Source organism: Pedobacter sp. KBS0701 (genome assembly GCF_005938645.2).
Classification (GTDB): domain Bacteria; phylum Bacteroidota; class Bacteroidia; order Sphingobacteriales; family Sphingobacteriaceae; genus Pedobacter.
The window spans coordinates 2,049,015-2,063,226 of the sequence record NZ_CP042171.1; the positions used below are offsets into that span (position 1 = coordinate 2,049,015).

Annotated in this window: 6 protein-coding genes; all 6 read left to right on the forward strand. The window is 40.3% G+C overall.

Annotated elements, in window-relative coordinates:
- Positions 1-269: 269 nt before the first annotated feature.
- The 6 genes from FFJ24_RS08140 to FFJ24_RS08165 all read left to right on the forward strand — a co-directional run bounded on the left by FFJ24_RS08140 (position 270) and on the right by FFJ24_RS08165 (position 13,998).
- A complete protein-coding gene (locus FFJ24_RS08140; protein ID WP_138820994.1) occupies positions 270-3,506 on the forward strand; it encodes a TonB-dependent receptor in 3,237 nt (1,078 codons plus the stop codon).
- Positions 3,507-3,542: 36 nt separating this feature from the next.
- Positions 3,543-5,558, forward strand: coding sequence for a RagB/SusD family nutrient uptake outer membrane protein (locus tag FFJ24_RS08145; protein ID WP_138820995.1), 2,016 nt, complete (start codon positions 3,543-3,545; stop codon positions 5,556-5,558).
- Positions 5,559-5,952: 394 nt separating this feature from the next.
- Positions 5,953-7,608 (forward strand): polysaccharide lyase family 1 protein, encoded by a 1,656-nt coding sequence (locus FFJ24_RS08150; protein ID WP_138820997.1) that lies wholly within the window; start codon positions 5,953-5,955, stop codon positions 7,606-7,608.
- 1 nt (position 7,609) lies between these two features.
- Complete coding sequence (locus FFJ24_RS08155; RefSeq protein ID WP_138820999.1) at positions 7,610-9,250, forward strand: polysaccharide lyase; 1,641 nt, start codon at positions 7,610-7,612, stop codon at positions 9,248-9,250.
- A 184-nt stretch (positions 9,251-9,434) separates the two neighbouring features.
- Positions 9,435-12,596: a DUF6298 domain-containing protein gene (locus FFJ24_RS08160; protein WP_138821001.1), complete on the forward strand. Its 3,162-nt coding sequence runs from the start codon at positions 9,435-9,437 to the stop codon at positions 12,594-12,596.
- Position 12,597: 1 nt separating this feature from the next.
- Positions 12,598-13,998 (forward strand): glycoside hydrolase family 140 protein, encoded by a 1,401-nt coding sequence (locus FFJ24_RS08165; protein WP_138821003.1) that lies wholly within the window; start codon positions 12,598-12,600, stop codon positions 13,996-13,998.
- Positions 13,999-14,212: the final 214 nt, after the last annotated feature.

A 14,212-nucleotide genomic window follows, 5' to 3' on the forward strand; every position in this document is an offset into this window, starting at 1 on the left:
GGCAATTTTTGATTGCAACTTTGAATTACCATACTTTCTAACCAAAATATTTATCTAGATCCAAATAAAAAAATGAGCCAAATCACATCGATTTTTTTTTCACTTTAATTTTTATAAGCGTTAATCGAACGATTTATTTTGTTCTTCTTAACAACAAAAGTTTAAAAACTGATTGATCAGTGTAATTAGACAATTAGTTATAACATAAAGCATTAAAACGCGGGCCTCTAACCAGCCTAAATAATAATATTAACTAACCAAATAATAAAATGAACTTAAAATTTTTACGCAAAATTTCTTTGTCATTGCTTTTTATGCTACTGGCAAGCACAATCCTCTTTGCCCAGGACCGAAAGGTGACGGGAAAGGTTGTCGATCAGGCAGATGGACAGGGAATTCCTGGTGTGAACGTAAGCTTAAAAGGGATTCCGAGTAATGTAAGTACAAATTCGGATGGAAATTTTACCATTCAGGTAAAATCTGATGATGATGTGCTGGTATTTTCTTTTATCGGATACGTTAGACAGCAAATCAAAGTGGGTAAACAAACCAATATAGCCGTTCGATTGGTATCCGAAAACAAGAGCTTAGAAGATGTAGTTGTGGTAGGTTACGGTACTCAGAAAAGAAGTCATTTAACCGGTGCTGTGGTTGATATCAAAGCAGCAGAAGTAGAAGATTTACCAGCGAGTAACATCGGTGCTGCCCTGGCAGGAAAAATATTGGGTGTTGGTGTAAGTGGAGGTATTTCCAGACCAGGTTCTACTGCCAAACTTACCATCAGAAATCCAAACACTATTTTTTCTAAAGATGGTGGTTCTACAGATCCACTATATGTTATTGATGATGTAATCCAGATCAATCCTCAGAACGGGCAGCCAGATGCTACACTTTTCAATAACCTCGATCCATCTGAGATTGAGAGTCTGTCTTTCTTAAAAGATGGATCAGCGGCAATTTATGGCACAAGAGCAGGTAACGGAGTCGTATTGGTAAAAACTAAACGCGGTAAAATAGGTCCTCCACGCATCAGTTATAGCGGTTCTTATGCAGTTAATGATGAAGCTTACCGAACCAAAATGCTTAGTGCCTACCAATTTGGCATGTATTATAACATTATGAACGGACCTAACGGCGCAAATGTAAATCCAACAGGAGCCTCTGCGGCGGATAGTTTTTTTAGCCAGGATGAACTTGAACATTTTAAAAATATCAATTACGATTGGTTAGAAGACGCATGGAAATCGGCCTATAATATGAAACATACATTAAGTATTTCAGGAGGCTCAGACCGTGCAACTTATTTTGGTGATATCGCTTACTACAAACAGGATGGAAATCTTTCAAGTCTTGATTTTAAACGTTGGAATTTCAGATCAGGTGCCGATATTAAAGTTGCTACTAACCTAAAAGTGGGTTTACAGGTTTCAGGAAACAATAGTGAACTGATTAAAACTTTTAATAAAATTGGTAGCGAACTGGATGATAACGATTACCGTAACCTGATTCTTGCACCACGTTATGTTCCTATTTATATCAATGGATATCCTGTTAAATTACCAGGAACAACGAACGATTTTTCTACTTATCATTTCTATGAAATTGAAAAATTGGGCAATTTGGCTAATACCAGAACTACAAATTATACTGTAAACTTAAATGCTCAATATGATATTCCATTCGTAAAAGGCTTAAGTGCAAGAGCTGCATATTCGAGAAATATGGGCAGTAGCGCCGGCTCACAGATCGGTACAAAATATAATGTATACACCTTTAAAAAATTGGGCACCAACGAGCATATTTACGATGGCGCAACACAGCCAACTGCGCTTGTAGCTTCTAATGGTAACAGGCTTTATTATTCGAACACCACACAAAGTTCAACTCAATCGAACTTTGTGCTTACCTACAACAGAACTTTTGGAAAACATACCATTGGTGCTTTAGCAACGGTAGAACGATCAGAACAGGCTTATGATAACGAAGTGGTTTTTAAAGCGGATCCTATACAGCAAACAAATGGTCAGTTTAACTCAGCTACAGGAGCTATTGACGGAAGTACCACAAAATCAGAAGGTGGATCGCTATCTTATGTGGCCAGGGCCAATTATAGTTACGCAGATAAATACCTTGCCGAATTTATGTTCAGGAGTGATGCCTCAACCAAATTTGCACCAGGTAACTATTGGGGCAATTTTTACTCAGGTTCATTAGGCTGGGTAATTTCTGAGGAAGACTTTTTTAAAGTGCCGGGTATTGACTTCTTGAAATTAAGGTACTCTATAGGTTTATTAGGAAACGACCAAACCAAAGCCTGGTTATGGAGACAGCGTTATACATTCCAGGATGGTAAAGGAGCGGTTTTCGGTGGAGATGGTAATGCTACAGCAGGTTATAAAATGGAGGCGTCTCCAAATCCAGATGCAACCTGGAGCGACGAACTTAAAAACAACATAGGTATTGATGCTAAATTCTTAAAAAACCGACTTACATTTTCTGCTGATGGTTATTACAATCATGCCACCAACATCTTAACAGAGGTAACATCCAACATTCCAATTACCATTGGAGGCTCAGTAGCTTCACAAAATTATGCAACAGCAGATTATTTTGGTTATGAGCTTGGGATTGGATGGAATGATAAAATTGGAAAAGATTTCAGTTATGGAGTCGATTTCAGGTTTGCATGGTCAGACAATAAAGTAATTAAGGCAGATTATAACGCAAACGATATATTGTATCCATGGAATCCACGTAATGGCACCTCATCTGATGTTGGTAAATGGGGCTACGATTATTTAGGCATGTTCAAAGATCAGCAGGAAATTGATGCTTACGTAAATCAGTATAAAATCACCTCGGTTAACCCGGGCGCCGCAGGAAGCAGTTCAGCAGTTTTGGCAAAAGATTTAAAACCAGGTATGCTTTATTATAGAGATGTTAGAGGACCGCTACAACCTGATGGAACTTTTGCTGGCCCTGACGGCATCATCGATTTTAATGATCAGGTACAACTATCTAAAAAAGCTAACAACCACTACGGTTACGGTACAACATTGAAAGCCAATTATAAAGGAATTGGGATTGAAGCGGTAATTTCAGGCTCGTTTGGAGGGTGGTCGGAAATTGATGCGCGAAAAAAAATGAACAATTCTATTTCCCGTACTTTTGCTAGTGTGCCAGAAATCTGGGGCGATATTTACGATCCGATTCTTAATCCAACTGGTACAATGCCAAATCCTAACTGGGAAGCTACAAGTTTAAGTCCAACTTCAAATTTCTGGAAAGTTTCTTCTTTTAGAATGCGTTTGGCCAGCTTACAGTTAAATTATTCTTTGCCAAAAGCTTGGCTCGAAAAAGTTAAAGTAAGCAATGTACGTGTTTATGCAACAGCCTTGAACCCTTATAATTTCTATAATCCATATTCATATAGAGACAGTGATACAGCATACGACGTTTTTCCTAACCTGAAAACGTTTTCTTTTGGATTAAACGTAACGTTTTAATAATTAAAAGTAGTTATACTATTAAATTTTAAAGACATGAAAAAGAATAAAATAATATATGTTTTGGTATCACTGGTAGTTTTAAGCGCCAGCTGCAAAGACAGTTTTTTAGAAGAGAAAAAAGATTATGCAGGCTTTAATGAGCAGGTTTTTCAAGAAGCATCCTTAGCTCAGGGATATGTAGATTATGTTTATGGTATGTTTTTGCCTGCCAATAACGGAACTCCGAATGTTCAGGTACAGAGTGCTACTGATAATGGTACTTACAGTTCGGCCTTTACCCAAACAACTGATGAACTGGCAGGTGAAACAGATTGGAATAAAGAATGGGCTCAGATCTCTTATGTAAATTCAAATGCTTTAAAATACTTTGGCCAGCGTTTGCCAAACAGTGTAGCCAATAATACCTGGACACGCATGAAAGAGATTAATCTTTTCCTTCAGGAAATTGACAAACACGGTTTAACAACAGATGTTACCAATAAATTTAAAGGACAGATGTATTTTTGGAGAGCCTGGCAATATTTCGAATTGGTTAAATTGTATGGTGGTGTACCACTACTATTAACACCTCAAGACCCGATTGTTTCTTCTGGTCCAGCAAATGAAATACAAAGAAGTTCATCTTCTGCCTGTATCGAACAGATTGTTAAAGATTTAGATCTGGCAATTTCTTTATTGCCAGGAAAATGGGCAGGCGTAGATAATGGAAGGATTACATCAGGTGCTGCTGCCGCACTAAAAGGCAGAGTACTGTTAACATGGGCTAGTCCACTTTTTAACCGTACTGATGACCGGGCCCGCTGGGACAGAGCTTACCAGGCAAACTTGGCAGCAAAAACGTTATTAGAATCAAATGGTTTTGGTTTGTATAAAGTGGGAGGAACAGCAAACGGTGTGGCATGGGGAAATATGTTTACAGCTGATAACAGTATCGAATCTGTATTCGCTTTTGGCTTCAATGCGCTGACCATCGGAAACCCACAAAAAAACAATGGCTGGGAACAGGCTACACGTTCGCGTGAAATTAATGGGGCTGGATCAATATCTCCAACCAAGCAGATTGTTGATGCCTTCCCGATGAGAGATGGTAAACCGATTACAGCTTCATCTTCAACTTACCCATATTCTGATGCTAAGTTTTACAAAAATAGAGATCCACGCTTTTATAAAACTTTTGTATATAACGGTGCCATCTGGCCATATAGCGGAGCAACAAATTATAAACAATGGACTTATGTATGGAAAAAAACAGCTACAGCAGGTTATAATGGAACTACCGAAACTAAAGGCGCCAATGCTAGTGGTATCTATTTATGCAAAGCAAATAATCCAAATGCGAACAACTCCATCGGTAATTTTAGCAATAGTCCGACAGATTATATGGAAATAAGATTCGCTGAAGTAGTGCTTAACCTAGCCGAATCGGCTATTGGAACAGATAAGTTGAGCGAAGGCTTTGATGGAATCAAATCAATAAGAGATAGAGCAGGTATTTTAGCAGGCACCGATGGTTCGTATGGTATTGGAAATGGCTTAAGCCGCGACCAATTATTTGCAGCCGTATTAAATGAAAGAAAAATAGAATTTGCTTATGAAAGTAAACGTTTTTGGGATTTAAGGAGGTGGATGTTATTTGAATCAGGCGCAACTACAGCCAGATTAGGTTTTGCTCCATTAAACGGTACGCGCAGAACTGGTTTTTATATTGGCGTTAAAACAACTGCAGGTGCAGATTATGTTGGCGCAAATGATCCATTACTAAAACCTGCTACAGGAACGGCTCCGTTAATTGACAGAGACCCCGCAACCTATCCTGCAGGCATAACAACATACGATCAATACCTTGATTATCTTTACGATAACTATTTTAAGGTAAGTGTTCGGGATGATCTTGACAAAACAAGTCCAGCGAATTGGAAATTTACCTGGTATCCTCAATATTATTTCTTTGGAATCAATCAAACCGTATTATCGGCAAGTCCTTACCTACAACAAACAACAGGTTGGGATAGTATAAATGGTGCTGGCACGTTCGATCCACTGAAATAACAAGATCTTAGGGCGGTTTGCTCGCCGCCCTGGTTTTTTATATTTGGTTTTTAGAAAAAGGGAACATTAATTTGTTTCCTTTTTTTTTCATTTAAGAATGTTACATTTATATATGAATATTATTTCTATCTTGTAACACGGTTGTGAAAATGAATTTGATTTGTTACAGCCATTTTAACCAAATGAAAAGATGATACAATACCTGGCCAAAATTATACAGTAAACAGCCAATTTTTGCATGCAATTTTGAAATATAATATACTTTCTAACCAAAACTTATAACCAAAGAAATAAACAGAAATGAGCCGATTTTTATAAAATTCCCGATTGACAATTTCACCAATCAAAAAATATCAGCTAAATTTCTTTTGCTTCTTTAACGGGCAAAACACAAATGAAAAAGAACTTTTTAAATCTGTTGTTCACAACAGCATTAATGCTCTCCGCTAATTATTCTTTCGCACAATATCCCAATATCCCTGCCGATGTGAAAAAGTCTTCCGATTCGATGATGAAAGAAGCTTATCATCAATCGGACATTGCCTGGGAAAAAGCCAAGCCTATTATTGCTAAAGAAGCAGGCGAAGGCAAACCATATATCCCATGGGCTGGCAGACCGAACGATTTGCCACAATCTAAATTATTGGCCTTTCCGGGTGCTGAAGGCGGAGGCGCTTATAGTTTTGGTGGTCATGGCGGTAGAGTAATCGTAGTAAAAAATTTAAATGATAGCGGTCCGGGGTCATTGCGTGATGCCTGTGAACAAGGCGGCGCAAGGATTGTAGTTTTCAATGTTGCAGGGATCATCAGGTTGAAAACCCCGTTAATTATCCGTGCACCTTATATTACCATTGCCGGACAAACGGCTCCGGGTGATGGCGTTTGCGTGGCTGGCGAATCGGTATGGTTAAATACACACGATGTAATTGTGCGTTTTATGCGTTTTAGAAGGGGCGAAACCTTTGTAGGCCGTAGAGATGATGCCATTGGCGGAAATCCGGTGGGTAACATCATGATCGATCACGTTTCTGCAAGCTGGGGACTGGACGAAAACATGTCGATGTACCGCCACATGTATAACGATAGCACTGGCAAAACCGAAGAAAAACTAGGAACGGTGAACATTACCATCCAAAATTCGATTTTTTCTGAAGCATTAGATTACTGGAACCATGCATTTGGTTCAACCTTAGGGGGAGAAAACTGTGCTTTTGTACGTAACCTTTGGGCTGATAATGGTGCCCGGAACCCATCAATCGGTTGGAACGGAATTTTCAATTTCGCCAATAACGTGGTGTTCAACTGGAATAACCGCTCTACAGATGGAGGCGATTATACTGCGCAATACAACATCATCAATAACTTTTACAAACCAGGTCCCGTTACCGAATTAAAAGACCCGATCAGTTACCGCATTTTAAAACCAGAATCTGGTCGCAGTAAATTACCTTATGTGGTTTTCGGACGTGCTTATGTCGCTGGAAATATCATCGATGGCAATGAAAAAGTAACCAAAAACAACTGGGATGGCGGTGTACAGCTGGAAGATAAAAAAGGAAATCTAATGTCTTACGAGCAAGCCAGTAAATATTTCGCAGCGATGAAGGCAAAAGATCCCTTCCCAATGCCAAAAATCAGCATTATACCTACCTTACAGGCAAAAGATTACGTATTGGCAAATGCAGGAGCTACTTTACCAAAAAGAGATCCGGTTGATACCCGCGTAGTTAAACAGGTAAGCACAGGTAAAATCGAGGTGCATCCTGATGCCAAGCCGTCCGCTTTCCAGTTCGAACACCGCAGACTCCCTGGCGATTCTTATAAACAGGGTATCATTACCGAAGTTTCGCAGGTGGGTGGTTATCCGGAATATAAAGGAACACCTTACAAAGATTCAGACGACGACGGTATGCCTGACGCTTACGAACTGAAAAACGGTTTAAATCCGAAAGATGCTTCTGATGCCTCAAAAATCACCAAAAGTGGTTATTCTAATATCGAAGTTTATGTAAATAGTGTAGTTCCTGTTTCCATTGTAAAACCAAACTAAAATGCGCACCAGGAATTCAATTTTTAGCATTATTGCACTTTGTGGAATTGGAAATATGGCTTTCGCCCAATATCCGGTTATTCCGGAAGCGATGGAAAAGAAAGCTGATTCACTTTTGAAAAGCATCGAAGATAAATCGGAAAAGCAGTTTTTAAAGGTAAAATCCATTGTGGATGAAGAGGCCAAACACGGTAAACCCTATATTCCATGGGCAGCCAAACCAGGCGATTTGCCTCAATCTAAAATGGTGGCCTTTCCTGGAGCCGAAGGTGGTGGTGCTTATTCATTTGGTGGTCGTGGCGGTAAAGTGTATGTGGTAACCAGTCTTGATGATGCGGGCAAAGGAAGCTTACGGGAAGCCTGCGAACAGGGTGGAGCAAGAATTATTGTGTTCAACGTTTCCGGGATCATCAGGTTAAAAACACCATTGATCATTCGCGCACCTTATGTAACCATTGCTGGTCAGAGTGCACCTGGTGATGGCGTATGTGTCGCTGGCGAATCGGTATGGATCAATACCCACGATGTGGTGATCCGTTATATGCGTTTCCGTCGTGGTGCAACCGATGTTACCAGAAGAGATGATGCCATTGGCGGCAATCCTGTTGGAAATATTATTATCGATCACGTTTCGGCAAGCTGGGGACTGGATGAAAATATGTCGATTTATCGCCATGTATATGATCCTCAAGACGGTTCTAAACCTGTTAAATTGCCTACTGTAAACGTCACCATCCAAAATTCAATCTTTTCCGAAGCATTGGATACCTATAACCACGCTTTCGGAAGTACAATTGGTGGTTTAAATTCCACTTTTATGCGTAACCTTTGGGCATCAAACATCAGCAGAAATCCATCGGTGGGCATGTATGGCGATTTTGGTTTTGCCAATAATGTGATCTTCAACTGGTGGAACAGAAGTGCCGACGGTGGCGATAATGCCTCATTTTATAGCTTCATCAACAATTATTATAAACCAGGACCCATTACACCTGCCGGAGAACCAATTTCTTATCGTATCTTAAAACCTGAATCGGGTAGAGATAAAAAGTTCGCCAACGAATTTGGTAAAGCTTACGTAACCGGCAATATCATTGAAGGGAACGAAAAAGTAACCAAAAACAACTGGGATGGTGGTATACAGCCTGAAAGCAAAAGAGATAAACAGAAACTATTGGATTCCATCCGTACGGATCAACCTTTACCTATGGCCAAGATTTCCATCATCGATACCAAAAAAGCTTATGATTATGTTTTGGCCAATGCCGGAGCTTCATTACCGGTTCGTGATGCGGTAGACCAACGAATTATTAAACAAGTAACAACCGGTAAAATTGAACACGTAGAAGAGGATAAATTACCTGCCAAACAAAGTTATGTAAAACGCCGTTTGCCAGCCGATTCTTACAAAAAAGGCATTATTTCTGATATTGCCCAGGTTGGCGGTTACCCTGAATATAAAGGAAAACCTTATGTGGATACTGATAATGATGGTATTCCCGATGCCTGGGAAACTAAAAATGGTTTAAACCCAAAAGATGCAAAAGACGCTGCCAAAATTTCGAAATCAGGTTATTCGAATATTGAAGTATATTTAAATAGCCTGGTGGATGTTAATAAGGTGAGGCCTGCGAAAGGTTAAAGAAGAAAGACTAAAGCTGAAAGACTGGTAATCTTCTTCTACAAAAAATCGTCATCTCGACTGAAGCGCAGCGAAATGGAGAGATCTATCTAGCAAAATAGATTTCTCGACTGCGTTGCCCTCCGCTCGAAATGACGGCCAAAGAGAAGGGTATTCGATGCCTTTGTGGTCAAATAATAAAAATATGCCAAAAACTAACCATATATCAAAAGCAATACAACTAAAAACCTTCGCCATGATGGTTATCTTGTTTTTAGTTGCAAATTTGTCTTTTGCACAAAAAACAAAGCCTGTTGAGCCACCAAAACCCATTTTTAAAGGCAAAGATGGTAAAATGGCTTATACCCCGGATGAACAAGGGAACCGCATTCCCGATTTTTCTTATGCAGGTTACATGGCAGGCGAAAAAGCCATTCCAACTGCTACAATAAAAGTTGTTGTTCCTCTTGCGAAAGGTGATGCCACTTTAAGGATCCAATCGGCCATTAATTATGTTTCAAAATTGCCTGTCGGGAAAGATGGTTTACGTGGTGCGGTTTTATTGGAAAAAGGAACTTACGAAGTTGCCGGAACATTAAAATTAACCGCCTCTGGCGTGGTGCTACGTGGCAGCGGATTTGGCGAAAACGGTACCATGATTTTTGCCACAGGCTTAGATCGCATTGGTGTGATCAGGATTTTAGGCAAAAAGAACCGAATTGAAGAAAAACCCATTGCCATTACAGATGCTTATGTGCCTGTAAATGCAAATAAAATTACTTTGGCAAATACCAACGGCCTTAAAGTTGGCGATAAAATCATCATAAACCGCCCATCTACTAAAGAATGGATTGAAACCTTAAAAACAGTCGAATTTGGTGGTGGTGAAAGTGCTTTAGGCTGGAAACCAGGAACCAGGGATATCCATTGGGACCGTAAAATTACCGCAATAAACGGGTCAAGCATTACTTTTGATGCGCCAATTACTACTGCATTAGATGCTAAATATGGCGGAGGCACCGTTTCAAAATACCAGTGGGAGGGCAGAATTGCCCAATCGGGTGTGGAAAACCTAAAAATCGAATCAGATTACCATAAAGAAAATATTAAAGATGAATATCACCGCTGGACAGCCATCTGTTTAGAAAACGTAGAAGATGCATGGGTGCGTCAGGTGGTTTTTGAGCATTTTGCAGGTTCTGCCGTGAATCTACTCGAAACCGCTAAAAGAATTACCGTTGAAGATTGTAAATCACTTGCACCGGTTTCTGAGATTGGTGGCGAACGCCGTTTTACCTTTTTAACCACAGGTCAGCAAACGCTTTTCCAAAGGTTATATTCTGAATATGGTTACCATGATTTTGCAGTGGGTTTCTGTGCTCCGGGACCAAATGTTTTCGTTCAATGTCAGTCTTATTTACCTTTCAGTTTCAGTGGAGCGATTGATAGTTGGGCATCAGGTGTGTTATTCGATATTGTCAATATAGATGGACAAGCTTTAAGTTACTTAAACCGCGGACAAGATGGACAAGGCGCAGGCTGGAGTGCCGCGAACAGTGTTTTTTGGCAATGTAGCGCTGCAAGGGTTGATAATTTTCAACCACCAACCGCACAAAACTGGGCTTTCGGAACCTGGTCGCAATTTGCCGGAAACGGTTATTGGGACATGTCGAACGAGCAGATTCAGCCCCGCAGTTTATATTATGCTCAATTAGCAGACCGGATCGGGAATGATGCAGAAACCAGGAATTTTGTTCTTCCGGTTGAAACCGAAGCATCAAGCAGTCCGCCCGTTGATGTTGCCCAAAAACTCACAAAACTGGCTTACAAACCTGCTTTAACCGTTTCAGAATACATTGATGGGGCATCTGATCGGAATAAAATCCCGACAGAAACCGGGCAGGCAAAAAATATTGATAAAATTGGCTTGGATAAGGTGCTTCAGCCCACGCTTGCTAACGCGATGAGCATCAAAAATGGGTGGCTGGTTCGTGGGAATCAAATTGTGGTGGGGGATCGCCAGGATGTACCCTGGTGGAACGGCAGTGCCCGTCCTTATGGATTAAAAAATACTAAATTCCATATTACCCGTTTTGTTCCCGGTCGCTCAGGAAATGGCTTAACAGATGACCTTGATGAAATTACCGATTCGATGAAAAACGATTCGGTTAAGGTGCTTGATCATAACTATGGACTTTGGTACGACAGGAGAAGGGACGATCACGAACGCATCCGCCGCATGGATGGAGAAGTTTGGGCACCTTTTTACGAATTGCCTTTCGCCCGTAGCGGACAGGATAAAGCCTGGGATGGGTTGAGCAAATACGACATCACCAAATATAATCTCTGGTATTGGGACAGGTTGAAACAATTTGCAAACCTTGCCGATCAGAAAGGATTGGTGTTGATCCACGAAAATTATTTTCAGCACAATATAATCGAAGCTGGTGCACATTATGCCGATTTTCCATGGCGTACCGCAAACAACATCAATAATACGGGTTTCCCTGAACCTGTGCCTTATGCCGGGGATAAACGCATTTTTATGGCCGAGCAGTTTTACGACATCACCAACGAACACCGCAGGGCTATCCATAAAGCTTATATCAGAAAATGTTTAGAGAATTTTGACGGAAATTCCGGTGTCATTCAATTAATCGGTGCCGAATTTACTGGTCCTTTGCATTTTGTTCAGTTCTGGATCGATACCATTAACGAATGGGAGAAAGAAACAGGCAAACACCCGATTATCGGTTTAAGTGTGAACAAAGATGTTCAGGATGCAATTTTGGCCGATCCAAAACGTGCTGGAGTGGTTGACCTGATCGATATCCGTTACTGGCATTACCAGGCAGATGGAACCGCTTATGCACCACAAGGCGGATTAAGTTTGGCCCCACGTCAACATGCCCGTTTGCTAAAACCGAAGAAAACGTCCTTCGAAGAAGTTTATCATGCCGTATCCGAATACAAAAACAAATTCCCTGAAAAAGCAGTGATTTATTCGGCAGATAGTTTTGACAGCTTCGGATGGGCTATTTTAATGGCCGGAGGTTCGCTATCTAACGTAAGTAGTATAGATGCTTCTATTTTAAATCTTGCGTCCGCTATGAATCCATTTCTTCCGGCAGGCAAATCAGCAAAACAGTACGGATTGGAAAATGCAGGCAAAGCTTATATTTTATATAATGCTTCTACTGAAGCCATCAATCTCGATTTAAGTCAATTTTCTGGAAAATTTAATGTCAAAATATTGAATACCAAAACGGGAAAAGCCCTTAAAGAAGAGAAAATAAACGGTGGATCCGTAGTGAAATTAAATAAAGCAGCAGCAGGCGACGAAGTGATTATCATCAATAAAATTTAACATGAACTTTAAAACCAACATATTTTTACTTGCTATTATTTCCTGCATCGCTTTTGGCTGTAAGAAAAAGCCTCATTTTGGAGATAAGAGCATCCTGGTTTCTGAAAATGGCAGATACCTGACCACCGGCGATGGCAAACCTTTTTTCTGGTTGGGCGATACAGCCTGGTTATTGTTCAGCCGGTTAACCCGCGAAGAATCGAATACTTACCTCGAAGATCGTAAACAGAAAGGTTTTAATGTAATTCAGATAATGTTACTGCACGATGTTCCCTCAAGTAATGTGTATTTAGATTCATCAGTGGTTCATGCCGATATTTCAAAGCCGATGCTTACGCCGGGCAATGATCCAAAAGATTCACTGGCTTACGATTATTGGGACCATGTGGATTATATCGTTGATCAGGCAGCGGAAAAAGGTCTTTATATGGCCTTGGTTCCGGTTTGGGGTACCAATGTGAAAAATAAAAAAGTAAATAAAACGCAGGCAAAGGCTTATTCTGAGTTTTTAGCTAAACGTTATAAAGACAAATGGAACATCATTTGGTTAAATGGTGGCGATATTAAAGGAAGTGACGGTGCAGACGTTTGGAATACCATCGGTGAAACGTTAAGAGCCAATGATCCCAATCACCTCATTACTTTCCATCCAAGGGGAAGAACAGCATCATCACAATGGTTTCAAAAGGCTAAATGGTGTGATTTTGATATGATTCAATCAGGTCACCGCCGTTATGATCAGGATACTTCTAAAAATGAAAAATTGCATTATGGCGAAGACAACTGGAAATATATCGAAGCGGATTATAAATTGAAACCTACCAAACCAACCATTGATGGGGAACCATCTTACGAGGATATTCCTCAAGGTTTGCACGATACCACACAACCCCGCTGGACAGATGCCGATGTAAGAAGATATGGTTACTGGTCGGTTTTTGCAGGTGCTTTTGGTTATACTTATGGCCATAATTCGGTGATGCAGCTGTACAAAAAGACAGATTTAAAACCTGCTTATGGTCCGAAAGACCAATGGATTACTGCCATTAACGCGCCAGGTGCAAAACAGATGCAATATTTAAAAGATTTAATGCTGGTACATCCTTATTTCGACCGCATACCCGATCAAACTTTAATTGCAGGTAAAAATGGCGAAAAGTACGATCGCATTCTTGCCACAAGAGGGGAAGAGTTTGCATTGCTTTACACCTATACGGGACGAAATTTCAGTGTACAAATGGGCAAAATTGATGGTGATGAAGTAAAAGCATCCTGGTTTGATCCAAGAACAGGTAAAACGATAAAAATCGGAGAATTTGAAAATAAAGGAATTAAAGAATTTAACCCGCCCGGCGAATCTGCAAATGGTAACGATTGGGTGTTGGTGTTGGAGGGGATATAAAAGAAGGTTGAGGGTTTAAAGGTAGAGGGTTTAAGGTGTATCATTTTAAAAAAATCGTCATTTCGACTGGAGTGTAACGGAATGGAGAAATCTATTGCGATAATCTAATAGGGATTTCACCCTGAGCGTAGTCGAAGGGCAATCTCTTTAATTATTACAACTTGAGGTCTTCGACTCCGCTCAGACTGACAGTTAAACTAAAGAAAATAAAAAA